18 protein-coding genes are annotated in these 19,268 nt (G+C 36.2%); 3 read left to right on the top strand and 15 right to left on the bottom strand.

From position 1 onward, the window contains the following. Positions 1-4 precede the first annotated feature (4 nt). The 8 genes from rsfS to LBD46_00355 all read right to left on the bottom strand — a co-directional run bounded on the left by rsfS (position 5) and on the right by LBD46_00355 (position 8,070). Positions 5-493: a ribosome silencing factor gene (gene rsfS / locus LBD46_00320; GenBank protein MDR2425621.1), complete on the bottom strand. Its 489-nt coding sequence runs from the start codon at positions 491-493 to the stop codon at positions 5-7. Beyond that, positions 480-1,577 (bottom strand): LytR C-terminal domain-containing protein, encoded by a 1,098-nt coding sequence (locus LBD46_00325; GenBank protein ID MDR2425622.1) that lies wholly within the window; start codon positions 1,575-1,577, stop codon positions 480-482. The genes rsfS and LBD46_00325 overlap by 14 nt, the downstream gene beginning before the upstream one ends. After that, positions 1,561-2,139 carry a bis(5'-nucleosyl)-tetraphosphatase (symmetrical) YqeK gene (gene yqeK / locus LBD46_00330; GenBank protein MDR2425623.1) on the bottom strand — a complete coding sequence of 193 codons (579 nt, stop codon included), beginning with the start codon at positions 2,137-2,139 and terminating at the stop codon, positions 1,561-1,563. Before yqeK ends, LBD46_00325 begins: the two co-directional genes overlap by 17 nt. Positions 2,140-2,289: 150 nt before the next feature. Continuing rightward, positions 2,290-3,036: an SH3 domain-containing protein gene (locus LBD46_00335; protein MDR2425624.1), complete on the bottom strand. Its 747-nt coding sequence runs from the start codon at positions 3,034-3,036 to the stop codon at positions 2,290-2,292. 1 nt (position 3,037) lies between these two features. After that, entirely contained in the window at positions 3,038-4,819 is a 1,782-nt protein-coding gene (locus tag LBD46_00340) for a BatD family protein (GenBank protein MDR2425625.1), read from the bottom strand. Between the two features lies 1 nt (position 4,820). Next, a complete protein-coding gene (locus tag LBD46_00345) occupies positions 4,821-6,086 on the bottom strand; it encodes a tetratricopeptide repeat protein (GenBank protein MDR2425626.1) in 1,266 nt (421 codons plus the stop codon). Beyond that, positions 6,083-7,087 (bottom strand): VWA domain-containing protein, encoded by a 1,005-nt coding sequence (locus LBD46_00350; protein MDR2425627.1) that lies wholly within the window; start codon positions 7,085-7,087, stop codon positions 6,083-6,085. The genes LBD46_00345 and LBD46_00350 overlap by 4 nt, the downstream gene beginning before the upstream one ends. After that, positions 7,084-8,070 carry a VWA domain-containing protein gene (locus tag LBD46_00355; protein MDR2425628.1) on the bottom strand — a complete coding sequence of 329 codons (987 nt, stop codon included), beginning with the start codon at positions 8,068-8,070 and terminating at the stop codon, positions 7,084-7,086. Before LBD46_00355 ends, LBD46_00350 begins: the two co-directional genes overlap by 4 nt. Positions 8,071-8,740: 670 nt before the next feature. Here LBD46_00355 and LBD46_00360 point away from each other — a divergent pair. Further along, positions 8,741-8,815: a hypothetical protein gene (locus tag LBD46_00360; GenBank protein ID MDR2425629.1), complete on the top strand. Its 75-nt coding sequence runs from the start codon at positions 8,741-8,743 to the stop codon at positions 8,813-8,815. Between the two features lie 154 nt (positions 8,816-8,969). Here the strand turns inward: LBD46_00360 and LBD46_00365 are convergent, their stop codons facing one another. From LBD46_00365 to clpB, 7 genes are all read right to left on the bottom strand, one after another. After that, on the bottom strand, positions 8,970-9,851 hold the full coding sequence (locus LBD46_00365) for a DUF58 domain-containing protein (GenBank protein MDR2425630.1): 882 nt from the start codon (positions 9,849-9,851) through the stop codon (positions 8,970-8,972). Between the two features lie 86 nt (positions 9,852-9,937). Beyond that, entirely contained in the window at positions 9,938-10,930 is a 993-nt protein-coding gene (locus LBD46_00370) for an AAA family ATPase (protein MDR2425631.1), read from the bottom strand. Between the two features lie 22 nt (positions 10,931-10,952). Beyond that, positions 10,953-12,218, bottom strand: a complete 1,266-nt coding sequence (locus LBD46_00375) for a glutamate-5-semialdehyde dehydrogenase (GenBank protein ID MDR2425632.1) — start codon at positions 12,216-12,218, stop codon at positions 10,953-10,955. A 25-nt stretch (positions 12,219-12,243) separates the two neighbouring features. Next, the gene (locus tag LBD46_00380; GenBank protein ID MDR2425633.1) at positions 12,244-12,699 is read right to left on the bottom strand and encodes a pyridoxamine 5'-phosphate oxidase family protein; all 456 of its coding nucleotides are present in this window, start codon (positions 12,697-12,699) and stop codon (positions 12,244-12,246) included. A 50-nt stretch (positions 12,700-12,749) separates the two neighbouring features. Continuing rightward, positions 12,750-14,669, bottom strand: a complete 1,920-nt coding sequence (locus tag LBD46_00385) for an aconitate hydratase (GenBank protein ID MDR2425634.1) — start codon at positions 14,667-14,669, stop codon at positions 12,750-12,752. A 263-nt stretch (positions 14,670-14,932) separates the two neighbouring features. Continuing rightward, entirely contained in the window at positions 14,933-15,487 is a 555-nt protein-coding gene (locus LBD46_00390; GenBank protein ID MDR2425635.1) for a hypothetical protein, read from the bottom strand. A gap of 145 nt (positions 15,488-15,632) precedes the next feature. Further along, positions 15,633-18,239 carry an ATP-dependent chaperone ClpB gene (gene clpB, locus LBD46_00395; GenBank protein ID MDR2425636.1) on the bottom strand — a complete coding sequence of 869 codons (2,607 nt, stop codon included), beginning with the start codon at positions 18,237-18,239 and terminating at the stop codon, positions 15,633-15,635. Between the two features lie 252 nt (positions 18,240-18,491). Here clpB and LBD46_00400 point away from each other — a divergent pair, with 252 nt between their 5' ends. Then, entirely contained in the window at positions 18,492-19,037 is a 546-nt protein-coding gene (locus tag LBD46_00400) for a flavin reductase family protein (protein ID MDR2425637.1), read from the top strand. 4 nt (positions 19,038-19,041) lie between these two features. Further along, positions 19,042-19,263: a DUF1232 domain-containing protein gene (locus LBD46_00405; protein MDR2425638.1), complete on the top strand. Its 222-nt coding sequence runs from the start codon at positions 19,042-19,044 to the stop codon at positions 19,261-19,263. The last annotated feature ends 5 nt before the right edge of the window (positions 19,264-19,268 follow it).

Below are 19,268 nucleotides of genomic sequence, written 5' to 3' on the forward strand. Positions count from 1 at the left end.
TAAATCATTTTGTATGGTTTTGTTTTTTTTTCTTTATGGCTTTCACTGCATTTTTTGCAACTTTTCTGCCTTTGCACACGTTTTCGCTAAAGTTTTTTTCTATCTTTTTGGCTATTTTGGGCTTATTCACTTTGATAACCGGTATTTTCATTTTAACAATTTTAGCGTCACTCCAAAGTCTTTCGAGATTATATAACTGCCTGCTTTGTTCAGACATAATATGAACGACAAGCCCTCCATAATCCAATACTCTCCACGCGGCTGAGGGAGTTCCATCTCTCCTTAAAATCTTCATATCTTTTTCTTTAAATATTTTTTCTATTTCCATGCAAACAGCATTAATCTGCGGAATGGAGTGTGCAGTAGTAATGACAAAATAATTAGTTATTTCTGTCAAACTTCTCACATCAAGTATAATGGTGTTTAAGGCCTTTTTATCATCGGCAATTTCGGCGGCTTTTTTAGCCAGCGCGAGAAAATCAATTTTTGCCATTTATGTCCTCCTTTTTATCAAACTTATCATATATTTCACAATCTTTACCTATAAAAACGCTTATGGCAAAAGAATTTTTATTGTCATAGGAATTTATTATCTGACCGTTTCCAAGAATCTTGGCTATTTTTTTTGAAGCTCCGTAATTTCCTTTATAATTTTTTATTAAAGTTTTATTGTAAAAAGTTTTATTGTTGCTCCATTCTAAAACGTCAAATTTATTCTCCCTTAGTTTCCATGCGGCTTTTTCCGCCATTCTTGGTTTTCCTGACGCGTTTTTAATCTCTATAAGACCGTCTATTTTCGGTTCGGTATTTGTCAAAGGATAATATATTGTATAAAGCATGTCTGCGATATTATTTTTATCCGTTTCCATTCTTGCTTTGGCATACTTTAGCGGCAAATCGAAAAACATTATTTCAGCGTTATGTATTCTAAAATACATAATCATATTGGTAAAGGCAAGTTTTGAGATATTCGTATCGAGCAAATCATAATTTTTTCTTAAACATCCTATGCTTGAAAATAGCGAAGTTTTAAATGAGTTTAATATCGTTTGCGCAAATTCTATTTGGTTTAAGCATTGCAAATTTCTGTCTGTAAAATTCTTATTTGAGAGTAAATCTTTAGCCTTTTGATTATTTTGCGCCAGTTTAATCAAAGATTCAAAGCTTGCCGTAACGTAAAAGTCCGGCACAAAACTGTTATTTGCCATCTCAAATATATCCTGATAAAAGTTTGTCAGCGCAAGATTTAAATCTTTTTCAGAAGTTGCATAAAACGAGTGTTTAAGGCTTCTGGCTTTTACATTTTTCTTAAAAACTACTGCTTCGGGGTTTATCGAAAGAATTTTTAAAAGTTTGTTTTCCCTTTCATATAACACGAAATAAGATTCTATGGTTTCCGGAAGAAATTTTTCTGTCCCATAAAAAGTCAAAACAAACTTTATAGGCTTGTTTCCTATAAGAGCGCTTGTAAGAGGATGCGTTAACGAAAAATAGATAAACAAAAAAACAATCGTAAGGAATGCGCTTATTACAGCAAAGTTGCTTATAAGCAATACTCTTTTAATCTTTTTGCGCATAATAATTCCATGTCTCGATTGTCTGCGGGCACAGCCATTTGCCGCAGCCGATGACATACTTTATTTTATTTGACAGAACCCGCATAAACGCCGCGTCAATATCCATCTTGGCAAGACTTCTTAGTTCGTCGACGCCTTTATATTTTCTGTCATACGATACGGCGTCCGATACGAACAATATTTTTTCTGCAATGCTCATCGACGGTCTGCCGAGTGTATGGTATTTAACCGCATTGAGTATTTCTTTATCTTTTATTTTAATTCTGTCTTTTATAATCTGTTCTCCGGCGAAAGAATGCAAAAGCTGCGGAGAATATTTTGCCATCTCTTTAAAGTATTTTATTTCTTTGCCGCGCTGTTTTAAAAATTTTACCAACTCTTTATCGTTCATAGACTTCGCACAATCGTGCAGCAAAGCCGCAGTCTGAATTTTTAAAACATTTGCTTTTTTTATTGAGGCAAGTTCAACAGCAAATTTAGAAACATAATAGGAATGTTCAAAACGTTCAGGAGTTAAATTGCCAGACAAATATTCAAAAATCTTTTTTTCAAGGTTTTTCATTTATATAATTTGTTCTCTCTTTAGAATTGCAGGTATTTTGATTAAAGCTTTTATTTTATCATTAGCTGCTTGACTTTGACAGATATGTTTGGATTTATTTTATAGATTATTTGGCAAAATAATATAAGTCATACGCAAAAGCTGCGACTCTTAACCATTTATTTTTTCTATGCTTCCGCTTTCCGCCCAGCCTGACAATTCTTCTGATTTGGATTTTGTGCTTATATAAGTCCATCCGTTATTTTCTCCTAAAACATAAACTTTGTGACCCTGCAATAAGTTGAAAATTTCAGGATTATTAATTCCGGGACCACTTCTTACAGAAGTATCTTTTAAAGACACAGCCGTTATATTGAATATTTCATTTTTTATTTTTACGGATATTATCACGACAGATAAAATCAGAAACGGAAAAATGCATAATATTACGGTTTTAAATATTTTTCTTTTATTTATAATATAGAGTGCCGCCAAAGATAAAATAATAACGAAAAAAACGGCAGTAATAACGGTAAAATCATTTAATGAGCTTATATTTACAATACCGTTTAAAAATCCGTACAAACCTCGTTCTTCCTGCACGCCGGCCTTTATGCTCAAAAACCGCTTGTTATGTTTAATATCTTTATCACATGGTTTTAAAAGAAAAGCTTTTTCAATATTTACAACCGCCTTGCCAAGCTGCCCGTTTCTGTAATAGGCGTTTGACAAATTATAATAGACAGAAGGGTCGTTAACTTTTTCGATTTGGACAAGCGTTTCATATAATTCTATCACTTTGGCGTAATCTCCGTCGACAAAAGCGTTTTCAGCCGTTTCAAGCAGCTGCGAATATTTGTCTGCACCGAAACACGCCGCCGGCAAAAGTAAAAATAATAAAACTGCAAGTTTTTTCATATCACTGTTTCCTTAAAACGTTTAATATTTCTTTCGTTTGTTCTAAAACTTTTCTCATGGATTTTTCATCCGATTGAACGGAAGCAAACCTGTAAAAATTTATCAAATTTAAAATTTCTTCGACTGCTTTGATTTTATCATCGTCAAATCCGAAATTCTTGAGATTTTCCGAAATTTCCGAAACTGATAATTTATCGGAAGGTATTGCAGTAGCAGCGGTAATTGCCGACAACAGCCCTTCATATATGCTTTCGTAAAAATCGCGGGATTTTTCTTTGCTTATTTTCCCTTCGGCGCTCAGAATACATTTTTGTGAATATTCGTACGCTTGCATTCTCAATCTTGCCAACGGATTATTGTTTTTCTTTTCAATATAAAATTTAAAAAACAGCGCAAATGCAAAAAACAAAACAAAAGGAGCAAGAATTATCCAAAAAAGCCCAGTTTTGACAAAATAATATCTTTTAGAGAATTTTATCTTTTTTATCTGCTTATTATAATTAATGTCATTTTGAATTTTTAAAATTCCCGAACTGCCGCTTGCATCTATATTTTCCGGATTTACCACTGCGGCACCTTCAACTTTAATTTTTAGCGACTGCGTCTGCGCAGAAGAATAAGTTTTTTTTGCAGGGTCAAAAAATGAAAGTTTTAAAGGTTCAATAGTTTTTTCACCCGGGGTAAGCGGCAAAAGTAAAATTTGAAACTCTCTGGAATCTTCCGCGACATTGGAAGAGACAGTATCGTAAACTTTAAAATCTTTTGTCGGCTTGAAATCAATGCCGCTTACACTTTTCATATTGCCTTTCCCTGTAACCTTTACCGTCAAAGTAACAGGTTCATCAGTATGGACTTCGGTTTTATCAGACGCAATGGAAATCGTAAAATTGCCGACAGCACCTTTAAAATTCAACGGAACGTTTTCTTTAGGAAGAGGCAAAACGTTTAATGTAACCGCATCCGATTCAAGCATTTTTTCTCTGCGCTGCCCCATATTGATAAACAAGCTAAAAAAATCATCTATGTTTCCAGGAGAAGAAAAATCCATAACTGCAATTTTAAGTTTTGCTGGGCTTATCGTAATTTTTCCGCTTTCTATAGGATAAATAGTAGTTTCGATTTCGTTTACCAGATAGTTTACGCCGTCAATATTTTCATAACGGTTGGAAGGTTTTGAAGAATCGTTCCAGAACCCTTTGAAGTCCGGCGGGAAATATTCTGGATTTGAAACTAAATCCATATTTGTATAAAAGCTGAATTTATATGTTACCTTTTCATTTACGTAAACAATTTTTTTGTTTGTCGAAGCTTTTACAAAAACATTTCCTTTTATATTTTCAGCGATTCGGCTTGATGGACTTGCCTGCTGTCTTGCGGTCTGCTGCACCTGTGCGGATTGTATTTTAGCAGCCTCGGTAACTTCAATATTTATAGATTCGGTAAAATAAGTTTTTTTATCATATTCTATTTTTGCGGGCGGGATAGTAAAATTACCTATTTTTTTCGGGGCAAGAGTGTAAGTATATGTTATTTTACCACTTCTTTTGCCGTTAATAGAAGAGATAGTTTGCGATTGCCCGCGTCCATAGCTGTTAAAATCGGCAAGCTCTTCAAATGTAGGTTGTGGAAGTTTTGCATCTTCGCCACTTACCATAAGCGAATAAACCAAATACTCGTTTAACGCTATTTTATTTTTGTCTACGCTTGCGGTAAAAGTTATGTCACCCGCATATACATATGCGCAGCTTAACATCAAAAAAATAGATAAAAGGGGTTTTAACATTTTACCAGTCCTGTTCTCCTCGTTCGATTACGGGAGTTAAAGTTTTGTGTCTCATTTTATCAGATTTTTTATCGGATTCATTATAATAATTTAATATTGTATCAATATGAGTGTAATCTGTTTTATCTTCTGGCAGTTTTTCGTCTTTTTTTTGCTGCGCCATAGTCCCGCGTTCTTTTTGGGCTTCTAGTTCGAGCTTTTCTTTTTCTTTCTCCAGCTCTTTTTTCTCCGCTTCTAAAGATTTGCTTTTTTGCTGCTGCTGAGATATCTTCTCATCATTGCGCTGTTGTTGTTTTTGAATTTCTTTTTGAAACTCTTTTTCTTTTTCTATTTCTTTTTTAAGCTCCTCTTTCTTTTTTCTGTTTTCTTCGCTGCCACCCTTTTTGTCCAAATCTTTCAGCTGCTGTTCAAGTTCTCTTTGTTTAAGCTGCGATGAGGCTTTTTGCCGCGACAATTCTTCGTTTTGTTGTTTTGTATTCATTTCATTATATTTATTTTCTTCTCTTTTTAATTCATTTTCTTTTTGTTTACGGGCATTTTCTTCTGTTTTTTCTTTTGTACTCATATTCTTATTTTTATCCGCTGCCTGTTGTAGTTGCCTTTCACGCTTTTGCGCATCTTTTAGCTGTCTCTCAAGGTTTTTCTCTTCCTCCTGCAGCTGCTTCATTTCATTCACAAGTTCCTGCTGATTCTGCTGCTCCTGTTGTTTTTGTCCGCCGCTCTCTTTTTCCTGCAAATTTTTGGACTTGGCTTTATTTTCTTCCTGCTTTTGCTTATTTTTATTCAAATTCTTCTTAATATCTTCTGAATTTTGCTGTTGATTCTTCTGTTCTTTCATCATGTTGGCGATAAATTCAAGATTGTATTTTGCGTCTCCATCATTAGGATTGATTTTTAATGCTTCTTTATAAGCTTTTTCTGCTTGTGCATATTCGCCTTCTTTAAATTTGACATTGCCCATATTGTAAAAAATTTCAGATTTATCTTTATCGGGAAGATCACTTCTTTCAAACAAACTGTCATAGAATTTTTTTGACTGCTCAAAATTTCCGTTTTTATACGACGCTCCTGCTGCGTTTTTTATCATATCGATATTGTCCGGATATTTTTTTGTTTCATTGTCCAAAATTTCTGACGCTTTATCAAATTTCCCTTTGTTAAAAGCGTCAACAGCCGTATTATTCTTTTTTATACTTTTGAAAGATATAAAAAATAAAAGCAGTAAAGTCAATAATAAAATGATAAGAACAGCTATTTTAGTTTTCATTTTCTATTTTTTACGGTTTTAGGATAAAACATCTCTATAACAAATGCCGCCAAAGCCAGAAACAGAAATATCTGAAACCTACTGCGTTTAGCGTTCTCTTTGATTTTACCCTGAATATTTTTATCAAGCCCTTTAATTTCGTTTATAACTGCCGGCGCAATATCTCTACCGTCAGAAATTTCATAGTAGTTGCCACCGGTTTCCAAAGATATTTTTTTCAGCAGTTCCGAGTTTAATTTGCTGATAACCGTTTTACCGCGTTTATCGGACATATATTTCACAAGCGTACCGGAATCCGTTTTTACGGGTATAGGCGCACCTTGATACGTTCCTATTCCTACTGATATTATCCTCAATTCGGATTTTTTCGCCAACTCAACGGCTTCTTTCGTTTTTTTATCGTGATCTTCACCGTCCGTAATCAAAATCATAACTCTTGAATTTGAAGAATTCTCACCAAGAGTTTTAACCACAAGATTTATGGGAGAACTGAACTCCGTTCCTCCGAATGGCAGAGAATCCGTATTTACTCCCTGCAAAAACATTTTTATCGCTTCGACGTCATAAGTCATCGGACACTGCCACATTGCCCCTGCCGAAAATACCATTACACCGATTTTATCGCCTTCGCATTCTTCCACGATTCTCGATATAAGCATTTTCGCTTTTTCTATTCTGGATGGTTTTATATCTTCGGCAAGCATGCTTTTTGAAACGTCCAAAACCGCTATAATCTCAGAACTCATTTTTTCCACTTCTATTTTTTCATCCCCGTACTTAGGCTCAGCTGTCGCAGCAATAAGAAATACAAAACCCGCCAGCAAAAAAACATTCTTAATCACATAAGCTTTAAAATTCACATTGCTTAAAATCGCAAGATTGTTTTTGCTTATCAGAAATCCCAAATCCTTTTTCCTTTTTTTCAGAGAAAAAGCCAAAAATAAGGCGGCCAAAGGGATAAGCAGCAGCAATAATAAAAAGCCTTTATCTGCAAAAATCATGGGAGTTTCCTCAATACCGTGTTTTCCAATAACATAATCAAAAACAATAATGCCAGAGCTGCAAGAGCCAAATTTTTATAAAGTTCTTCATAACTTGTAAATTTTCGTACTTTTATATCGGTTTTTTCGAGATCATCTATTTGTTTCATGCTTTCTTTAAACGATTGTATATCAGTCGCTCTGAAATAGTTTCCTCCTGTATTTTCGGCAATTTCTTTTAAAGCATTTTCATTTAAACCAGAGCGGTTATCCCTTATCTGCCTTTTTCCAAAAAAACCGTCGTCAATTTCATAAATCGCTCCTTCAAGGCTTCCTACGCCTATTGCGTAAATCTTTATGCCGTAATTTGCCGCAATTCTAGAAGCCGTAACTGGATCTACTTCGCCCATATTATTGTTTCCGTCAGTTATCAGAATAACTGTTTTCCCTTTAGCTTTGCTGTCTTTTAACCTATTTACCGAAGTTACTATCGCGGAGCCTATTGCCGTGCCGTCAAGATGTATATCTTCCATACTGATTTTTTTTATAAAATTTAAAAGAGACTCTTTATCTGTAGTAAGCGGACATTGTGTAAACGCAAGTCCTGAAAAAACCACAAGCCCTATTCTGTCGTATTTTCTTTCTTTTATAAAATCAGCTGCTGTATTTTTGGCGGCTTCAAGCCTGTTTAAAGGTTTGAAATCAATCGACCTCATGCTACTTGAAATATCTAAAGCTATCATAATGTCTATGCCCTGCTCTTTGCTGTCTTCAAAGTTTATTCCTTTCTGCGGTCTTGCCAGAGCCGCAATTATAAGAGCAAACGATAGATATTTTAAAATTTTTAATGTTTTATAAAAAAGAGCTTTTTTTGACGGTTTTTCTTTTTCAAAAATTATTCCGCGCGTAAAACGCACAAAGGTCTGCATACTTCCTTTGCCAAAAACCGAAGGAAGCAGAAATAACAAAAATAAAAGTAAAAATTCTGGATTTGCAAATCTCATATCTTTCTTATAAATTCCTTTGTTTTTTCTAGACTTTCAATCATGTCATCTTTTGAAAGTTTCAGTCCTGCATATCTCGCAAGATCAAATATGCCTAAATAATGCTTTATATCTCTCTTAGTCATTGAAATAGCGACTATCTCTTCAAGCTTTTTTAGCAGTTCAGCGGAAGTCATCTCCATGGCATTAAATTTGTATTTTACAGATATATATTTTCTCAATATCTCTGCCGCTCTATAATAAAAAATTCTTGCTTCGCCGTTTTCTATTATTCCACAATGAAGCAGCTCATCAAGAAGATTGAGCGCTTCAAGCTGCGGATTGAACTCAGCGTTTTCTTTGGCAGATTTTTTCAAAACATCTTCTATGATAAAAAATAATAAAATACCGATAAAGATTATCATCACGGCAATTCCAGCGGCATACGCTGGTTTTATCGCAAGTTTCTTAAGAGGTTTTATATCTTTTATATCTTTTCCCCCATCATTAAGCATGCTGTTTATAATGACCTGCGATTGTGGCGTAAAAAACATTCTTTTACTTCCTGATGCATTTATATATGTTATTCCCACAGGCTCTATGTGCAAAGTGCCGGTTTTATAAGCTGCTATATCAAAAGTTATAAGATATATGTTCGGTTTTTCAGAAATATGTTCAACGGAGAATCCTAATATGTCAAAATTTTCAAAAATTATCTCTTTATTTGTGGCTATGTAAGCGTTTTCCGGTAGTTCGGCTTTTATAGTAAATTTTATAATATCTCCGATATATGACTCCTGCTTGTTTAAAGACGCGCTGACAACAGGCTCCAAAACTGACGCAAAAACGTCTGCTTGCGATAAAAATAAAATAAATAAAAATATTTTAAATAATGTGAACAATGTTTTTTTCATTTATCTCTATCCCAAAGTGCTGCGGCGTTCCCTTTCTTTAAAAAATTTTATTAGAGGTCTAATATATGATGTTGCCGTGTTTAAATTTATTACGTCTAGTTTGGCTTTTTTAAATATAGTTTCCGCGGCTTTGTCTAGAGCGGCGCTTTTTTCTTTTAATAGATTGTTGTCATAAAAAGTGTCTATGGTAAAATATTTTTCACTTTCGGGATCGTACATTTCAACAAGCCCGACATCCGGCAAAGCGCTTTCTTTATCATCGTTTATTTTTATGCATATCAAATCATGCCTTTTGGCTGTTATGACCAAATCTCTTTCATAGCCTGTATCATGAAAATCGGATATAAGAAAAACAACGGCTTTTTTGCGCCAGATTTCATTTATGGCTTTTAGCGCCACAGAAAGAGAAGTTTTGCGTCCTGAAGGTTCAAAGTCGAGAATTTCCTTTATTATTCTTAAAATATTGTTTTTCCCTTTTTTTGGCGTGACTATCTTTTCGACTTTATCTGTAAAAGAAAGCATTCCAGCTCTGTCATTGTTTTTTAATGCAGCAAACGCCAGCACCGCGGCTGCTTCGGCCGCAATTTCCGATTTAAGTTTATCGGTGCTTCCAAAATGCTGTGACGCCGAAAAATCTATAAGAAAAATTACAGTAAGTTCCCTTTCTTCTGAGAAAAGTTTTATATATGGCTTTCCATGACGTGCGGTAACATTGCGGTCGATATTTCTTATGTCATCGCCGACTTGATACTCTCTGACCTCCGCAAACTCAATTCCCTGCCCTTTAAATACACTTTGATATTGCCCGGCAAAAACTTCATTTACCAATTTATTCGATCTTATTTCAAGTTTACGGATTTGCTGTTTTAAAATTTCTTTGTCTATCATAATTTTTTAATGTATATTTTCGATATTCAGGATACTTTTTAATTTTAAAAATACCGGCAAACCGTCATAGCCATAATCTTACTAACTTAAGGAACCTCGACGCCACCAAAAATTTTTTCAATTATATCATCAGAACTTACAGAATCGGCTTCTGCTTCGTAGGTTACAAGAATTCTGTGCCTTAAAACATCCGGACCGATAATTTTTATATCTTCCGGCATTACGTATGCTCTTCCCTGTAGAAATGCATAAGCTTTTGCCGCAAGCGTAAGATTTATAGTAGCTCTTGGGGAAGCGCCATAAGCAATCAGATTTTTTAATTCGTCAAGTTTATATTCCTGCGGTTTTCTCGAAGCAAAAACTATATCTATAATATAATTTTTGACTTTATCATCAACATAAATACGTTCTATAAGATTTTTAGCTTCCTGAATTTCAGCTATTGAAACTATCGGTTTTATATCGTCAAGTTTATGCGTCATCCTTTCAAGTATCACTTTTTCATCTTTTTTATTTGGATATTCAACTTTCAGCTTAAGCATGAATCTGTCGACCTGTGCTTCAGGCAGAGGATACGTTCCTTCTTGTTCTATCGGGTTTTGTGTGGCCATTACAAGAAAAGGGGCAGGCAGCGCAAAAGTCGTATCGCCGATGGTAACTTGTTTTTCCTGCATGGCTTCAAGCAAAGCACTTTGAACTTTCGCAGGAGCGCGGTTAATTTCGTCGGCAAGAATGATATTTGCAAAGACAGGTCCTTTTTTTATGTTGAAATCCCTGCTTTGCGGATTATAAATTAAAGTTCCCGTTATGTCCGCCGGAAGCAAATCCGGCGTGAACTGTATTCTTTTGTATGAAGCCTTAACCGCCAAGGCCATACTTTTTACGGCTAAAGTTTTTGCCAGACCCGGAAGTCCTTCCAAAAGTATATGCCCATCGGAAAGAAGTCCTATAAGCATTCTTTCAAGAACATATTTCTGTCCTACAACGGTATTTGAGATTTCGTCAAGAAGCTTTGAAGCAAAAATGCTTTTGCCTCGCACTTTTTCGTTTAAAGCATTTATGTCAGTTAAATCTGCCATTTATCCCTCCAAATAAAAATAATTAATTACGTACCGTCCCGTTTCCTCTTACAATGTATTTTGTAGTGGTGAGTTCCTTTATTCCCATTGTCCCGCGGGCGTGAAGTTTCATCGTGGAAATTCCTATTTCGCATCCCAGCCCAAAAATGCTGCCATCATGAAGCCTTGTAGATGCATTATGAAAAACCGCAGACGAATCCGTTTCCGCCAGAAATTTGTCCGCCGTTTCTTTATTGTTGGTTACTATAGCATCAGAATGCATGGATCCATATTTATTAATGTGCCCAATCGCTTCTTCTACGGAACCCACTACTTTAATCGAAAGTTCAAGGTCGTGATACTCTTTACTCCAGCTTTCTTGCGAGGCTTCGTTTACAGACGGCACTATGGATTTTGTTACAGTACAGCCGTTTATTTTTACTCCTGCGTCAAAATAATTTTGGCATATCAGAGGCAAAAATTTTTTGGCAATATCTTTATGCACTAAAAGTGTCTCCATAGCATTACAGACTCCAGGTCTCTGGCATTTAGCGTTAAAAGCTATTTTTAAAGCAATATCCATGTCCGCGTCCTCATCCACATAGGTGTGGCATAATCCTTTTCCGTGAGAAAGCACAGGTATGGACGAATTGTGATTGATGAAGTTCACCAGAGCTTCGCTTCCTCTTGGTATGAGCAGATCGATAAAATTATTGAGTTTTATCATTTCAAGCACCGCGGTCCTGTCTGTCGTATCGATGAACTGTACGGAGCCGGCGGGCATACCCGCTTTTATACCGGCTTCGCTTATTATTTTAGCAAGTATCCTGTTAGAGTTTATTGCCTCGGAACCGCCTTTAAGAACGACCGCGTTACCGGCTTTAAGACAAAGAGTGGCTGCATCCACGGTCACATTGGGTCTCGATTCATATATCATCGAGATAACGCCTAAAGGTACTCTTATTTTTTTCACGTCAATTTCTATTGAAGGAGTGCATTTTTCGACCGTTGTACCTACAGGATCCTCAAGAAGTATCACATCTTTGATGCCTTTTATCATATCGTCTATTCTTTTTTCATTTAATGTCAGCCTGTCTATCAAGGCGGAAGACAGACCTGACTCTTTTGCCGCTTCGACATCTATCTCATTATGGAACAGTATCTCTTTTGCGTTCTGTGCAAGAGCGTCCGCCATCGCGGCAAGCATATTGTTCTTATGCTGAGTCGTCATTATGGCCAAAGCCCTTGAGGCGCCTTTTGCCGCCGAGGCCTTCATCATCACTCTTTGTTTTATTTCATTATTATCCATTTTCTACTCCGTATCCGCTTTCTTTTTAAAATGCGCCCGAACTTACCTTAAAGTCCCCGTTATAATATTTATATTCAGCCGGAGTGAACTTTAAAAGAGAATAATCCGGGTCGTCTATGCCGCCCTTATAGTACATTGTCCAGTTATCCTGCCAGAAATCGTTCTTAAGGGCTTTGTCTTTTATGATCTCAAGTTTTCCTTTAAGCAGCAGCCCTTCAAATGTTTTCGGATTCACGTAATATACGGACGCTTTATCGCTGTAAAGGATCTGATTGAGTTTCTGCGAAGCAGTATTTGAGGAAAAATAACATATAAAGTCGTCTGCGAAATACACTTGCAGATTCGGGAACATCTCTTTATTACGTAAATTGAGCATCGCGCGCGTTTCCGGGAAATCATCTTCATTTATAGTTGACAGTAATACAAACTCAGCCTGTTCGCTCAAAATCCTGAGCTTGTTAAACAGAATCGACTTATCCATAATAACTCTCCCGTTCTTAATTTTTGATGCAGCTATCGCTCCCTATTATCTTATTTTGAATTCAATTTTATCCAGTTAAGCAATCCGCCGGCAAAAAGTATGTCTTTCTGTCTTTTTGTCAGGTTATAATTCACTTTTATTTCTTTTCCGTTGACCGAAGCAAAAAGATCTCTGTCCTCTTCAAGAACGCTTTTTATGTTTTTGAAGGAGATATCATCATTGAGATTTACGGATTCATAGTCGGCTGCATCGGAGAACGTCAAAGGAATTATACCGAAATTTATCAGATTCGCAAGATGTATTCTCGCGAAAGACTTCACCAGAACTGCCTTTATTCCGAGATATCTCGGGGCCAGCGCCGCATGTTCTCTTGAAGATCCCTGTCCATAATTCTCGCCGCCTATAATTACTCCGTTCTTTATAGTTTTTGCCCTTGAGGCAAAATCTTTATCTACCGCTGCAAAAGTATATTCCGATATAGCGGGAAGATTTGACCTCAAAGGAAGTATCTTCGCGCCTGCGGGAAGTATATGGTCCGTCGATATATTGTCGCCTACCTTCAGTGCCACTCTACCTTCAATGCTTGCTTCCATAGGAGTGAAATCCGGCAAGGATTTTATATTTGGCCCTTTTATAACTTCTACTTTTGAGCCGTCAGCATCAGGCATCTGGAATTGTTTATCGTTGACATAGAACTTTTCCGGCATTTTTATCTGCGGTTTTTTTCCGAAATATTCCATGGGATCGGTTATTTCACCGGTCAGGACCGCCGCCAAAGCGACCTCTGGAGAACAGAGATAAACTTGAGCGTCTTTTGTACCGCTTCTTCCTTCAAAATTTCTGTTAAAAGTTCTCAAAGAAACGGCGCCGCTTTTAGGTGATTGTCCCATTCCTATACAAGGTCCGCAGGCGCTTTCGATCACCCTCGCTCCGCTTTCAATAACGCTTGTAAGCGCGCCTGACTCTGAGAGCATGGCCATTACCTGCCTTGATCCCGGAGAGATCACAAGGCTTACATTCTTATCTATCATTTTACCTTTCAGTGTTTCAGATGTCAGAAGCATATCTGAAAGAGAAGAGTTCGTGCATGAGCCTATCCCGACCTGATCCACTTTTATTCCCTTTATATCTTTAACTTTCTTCACGTTGTCAGGCATATGAGGCGCAGCTATCAATGGTTCCAGCGTATTTAGGTCTATCACTATTTCCTGATCGTACTCTGTGCCTTCGTCAGCGGTTATTTCGGTCCAGCTTTCGCCTCTGCCCTGTCTTTCCAGAAAATCTTTCGTTATTTCATCGGAAGGAAAAACGCTTGTCGTAGCTCCGAGTTCGGTGCCCATATTCGTTATTGTCGCTCTTTCTGGAACTGACAATGTCTTTACACCTTCACCCGCGAATTCATATATTTTGCCCCTGCCGCCTTTAACAGTTTCTATTCTGAGAAGTTCAAGAATAATATCTTTTGCACTTACCCAATCCCTTAGTTTTCCTTTGAGATTTACTTTGATAATTTTAGGCATTGTTATGTAGAAAGGCTGCCCCGCCATAGCGCATGCCACATCAAGTCCTCCCGCCCCAAAAGCAAGCATTCCTATGCCTCCTCCCGTTGGGGTATGCGAATCAGAACCGATAAGCGTCATTGACGGTACGCCAAATCTTTCCAGATGTACCTGATGACATATACCGTTTCCCGCAGGAGAAAAGACTATGCCATATTTTGCCGCTACAGTCTGCAAAAATTTGTGATCGTCCGCATTTTCAAAGCCACACTGCAATGTGTTGTGGTCTGCATAACTTACAGAAAGTTTAGTTTTAACTTTGGCAATCCCCATTGCCTCAAATTGAAGATATGCCATAGTTCCCGTAGCGTCCTGAGTTAAAGTTTGATCGATTCGCAAACTTATCTCTTCGCCCACTTTCATTTCTCCGCTTAATAAATGATTTTTTAAAATTTTTTTTGCAACACTCACTTTTTTCCTCTTCTATATATAAAAATTTTTATAGTCAAATTTTGATATTATTTTATAAAAGTTACAAGATATGTTTTGAAAATTTAAGACAAATTTTAACCTCAGAACATAATCACCACATCTCCCTTAATATCTTATCGATCAAGCATTTTGCCAGAATTTTTTTCGCTACTTTATCCGTATAGTGCATATGCAAGGCTCTTATGTCCTTTATTTTATCTGAATAGTTTTTATAATTTTTCATATATCCACACTGCAGTTTATTATTTTTTTATTTCATCGTCAGTTATTGATTCGACTTTTTCTTTTTTAACCGTTTTATATGCAGAATCATTTTCCATCATGACCTTTACAAATATTTTTGACAGTTTAGGAACATCCATAATAATCAAAAAGTCATCTTTTGCCGATAAAGCTGCATAATAATTCCCATAAGCCAAATACGCTTCTCCGAGTTTTTTCTCCTCGCCTTCAAATTTTGGCCAATCCTGCGAATTATGCATCTCATAATATTTTTTGCTTGCTTGCCTATTATTTTCAAACTCCGTATTTTTTATTTCAGACGGAATAATGTCTTTATAATTTTCGGTTTCCTGCCGGGCTATATCTATATTAGCATCCAAAAATGCCGTATATTCTCTTATCTCTTCATCGGCAGCTGACGCCTTTTTTAAAGTCTCAATATTTTCTGGATTTGAAACCAATTTGTATATACATGAACCTATGCTCAATATAGCAAGAAAAATAATCGCCGCCGTAACAGCCAAAATTATTTTGAATGCTTTATTATTTGGCTTGTTTTTAGTTCTATTTTCCATTTTTTACTCCCCCTTTTTTTTTAATAATATAATTTATTTTATAATATTTTTTAAAAAAGCGATAAATTTTATGCTAAATTGCAAATCGACTGATCGATAAAATTACAAATTTTTTATGCTTCTTGTATATATTGGATGCATATTGTTATGTAATTTTGTTAAATTCCAGTTCTTCTCCGGTTTTTGATTTCGGAGCCTCTATTTTTATGGTATCGCCTTCTTTAAATTCTCCATCTATAAGTTTTGAAGACAAAGGATTTAACAAATATGTTTGTATGGCTCTTTTTAAAGGTCTTGCGCCAAAAGCTGGTTCGTATCCTTTGTGAGAAATAAAATCTTTGGCTTTATCAGTGAGCTCAACGTAAATATTTCTTCCTGCAAGACGTTTTTCAAAAGCGCTTATCTGTATGTCAATAATTTTGCTTAATTCTTTTTCGCTGAGTTTTCTGAAAATTATAATATCATCAATTCTGTTTAAAAATTCCGGACGGAAATAATTGTGCAATTCATTATGGACCTTTTCTTTCATCTTTTCATAATTATCGTTTTCCTGAATATGTTGTGAACCTGTATTTGAAGTCATTATTACAACGGTATTTTTAAAATCTACAGTTCTACTCTGTCCATCAGTAAGCCTGCCGTCATCAAGAAGCTGAAGCATGACATTAAAAACTTCAGGATTAGCTTTTTCAATTTCATCAAACAAAACAACTGAATACGGCCTTCTCTTTACAGCTTCCGTAAGTTGTCCGCCTTCTTCAAAACCCACATATCCAGGAGGTGCTCCTATAAGACGTGAAACGCTGTGCTTTTCCATATATTCAGACATGTCTATTCTTACGATATTTCTTTCATCGTTAAAAAGAAAAGCCGCCAAAGCTTTTGCAAGTTCCGTTTTTCCGACTCCCGTCGGACCTAGAAATAAAAATGAACCTATAGGTCTGTTGGGATCGGATAGACCGGCGCGGGAGCGCCTTACCGCGTTTGAAATTGCCGATATCGCTTCATCCTGACCGACAATGCGTTCATGCAGTTTGTCTTCCATTTTTATAAGCTTCTGCATTTCACTTTCCATCATACGTGTTACGGGAATGCCCGTCCATTTACTCACAACTTCGGCTATATCTTCTTCATCGACTTCTTCTTTAAGCATTTTTTTGTTTATTTGCAGAAGTTCTAGTTTTTTGTTTTCTTCTTCAATCTTTTTCTGCATCTGAGGAATTTTTCCGTAACGTATTTCCGCGACGGTATTCAAATCCCCAGCTCTTTCCGCTTTCTGTTCTTCAACTTTCATCTCTTCTAGTTTTTCTTTAATGCTTCTTATCTGTGAAATGGAGTTTTTTTCTTTCTCCCACTGCACTTTCATTTCAGCCGATTCATGCTTAAGTCTGTCGATTTCTTTTTCCATATTGACCAGACGTTCTTTTGAAGCCGTATCTGTTTCTTTTTTTATTGCCTGCTTTTCAATTTCAAGCTGCATAAGTCTGCGTTCTACAACATCCAATTCTACAGGCATCGAATCTATTTCAATTCTGAGCCTGCTTGCCGTTTCATCAATTAAATCTATGGCTTTGTCAGGAAGGTATCTGTCGGTTATGTAACGTGCCGAAAGAGTTGCCGCCGCAACCAAAGCAGAATCTTTTATTTCTACGCCGTGATGTATTTCATATTTTTCCTGCAATCCCCTGAGTATTGCGATGGTATCTTCAATAGAAGGCTCTCCGACAAAAACCGGCTGGAAACGGCGTTCTAAAGCGGCGTCTTTTTCGATATATTTTCTATACTCATCAAGAGTAGTTGCACCGACCATTTTAAGTTCACCTCTCGCAAGCATGGGTTTCAACATATTAGCAGCGTCAACGGCGCCTTCGGAAGAACCTGCCCCGACAATTGTGTGTAGTTCATCTATAAAAAGTATTATTTTTCCACCGGCAGACTGAATTTCTTTTAACACGGCTTTAAGCCTGTCTTCAAATTCTCCTCTGTATTTTGCGCCGGCTATAAGCGCTCCCAAATCAAGAGCTATGACTTTTTTATCTTTTAAAGTTTCTGGAATGTCTCCGGAAACGATTCTCTGCGACAAACCTTCTACAATCGCCGTCTTCCCGACACCCGGTTCTCCTATTATTACCGGATTATTTTTTGTTCTACGCGATAAAACCTGAACGCAGCGGCGTATTTCTTCATCGCGTCCTATCACAGGATCGAGTTTTGCACGTCTTGCAAGATCTGTCAAATCTCTTCCGTACTTTTCCAAAGCCTGATATTTGTCTTCAGGATTTTGGTCGGTAACACGCTGGTCTCCTCTGATGCTGATGAGAATTTTTAAAATCGAATCTTTTGTCAACCCGTATTTTTTGAGAATTTTTGAAGCGTCTACGGAAGCTTCATCGGAAATTGCAATCAAAATATGTTCGGTTGAAATATAATCATCTTTTAAATTTTTTGCTGTTTTTTCGCAGTCGGCAAGAATTTTATTTAAACTTTGCGATAAGTGTAAGTTTCCACCTGAAACTTTCGGTCTTTTTTCTATTTCTTTAATCAAATCTTTTAAAATATTTGCAAGCACAAGTTCTTCCTGCCCTGCAGCCGCAGATTTTTTTATTATGGCTTTGACCGTTCCCTCATCTTGCTTTACCAGTGCATAAAGAAGATGCTCTTCAGTAATTTCCTGATTGCCATATTCCAAAGCTATATTTTGTGCCTCAGCCAAAGCTTCCTGAGATTTTATTGTCCATTTATTTAAATTCATAATATGCCTCCGTTAAAACAAATATTCAAACGCCTTATCATTTAAGAAACTTTAAATGCTCATGCTAAAATAGCACTCGATTAATTTGAGTGCTATTTTAGCACTAAATAAGTTTTTTGTCAATAAAAATGGAATTTCATCATCTTATGGTTTTATTATAGCTGCTTGTTCTATTTTACTAAAAATATCCGACATAATGCCAATTTGCTATAATCTTTTTACAATAATTTATTTTTTAAACGGAGGAAAATTATGATGAAAAACCTGCCTTTGGAAAAAGCGTTTCTTTATGTAGAACGGGGTCCTATAGTTTTGGTAACTACTTTTGACGGCAAAAAAAATAATGTTATGACTATTTCATGGACAATGGTTATGGATTTCAACGCACAGTTTGCTTTGCTTACGGGAGCGTGGAACCATTCTTTTGCGGCAATGATGAAAACTAAAGAATGTGTTATCGCAATACCTGCCGCAGATATTGCAAAAAAAGCCATTCAAATAGGAACTTGTTCTGGATCCGAAATCGATAAATTTAAAAAATTTAAACTTACTCTGCTGAAGTCAAAAGATATAAAAGCGCCGCTGATTAAAGAATGTTACATAAACATAGAATGTAAAATTACGGATTATGTAAAAAAGTATGGAATATTTATTCTTCAGGGACTAAGCGCTTACATAGATTCTAACAAAAAAGATAGGAGGCTTATACATGCAATAGGAGACGGCACTTTTGTTCTTGACGGAACAAAACTAAATTACAGGAAAATAATGAAAGAAAAACTTCCCACAGGAGTATGACAAAATGGACAATCAAAAAAAAGATATTGCAAAGGCCGTACCCGTAAAAATTAAAAGAACAAAACTTGCATGGATAATTTTAATTTTTGCGGCAATTTACACGATAAGCCCGATAGATATTATCCCAGACGCTCCAGTCATCGGATGGGTAGACGATGCTTTTGTAGATATCATTGCGATTTTAAATTTAATAATCAAATACAGAAAAAACTATCAGCAAAAATAAAAATG

The organism is Candidatus Endomicrobium procryptotermitis, from assembly GCA_031279415.1.
GTDB lineage: Bacteria > Elusimicrobiota > Endomicrobiia > Endomicrobiales > Endomicrobiaceae > Endomicrobium_B > Endomicrobium_B procryptotermitis.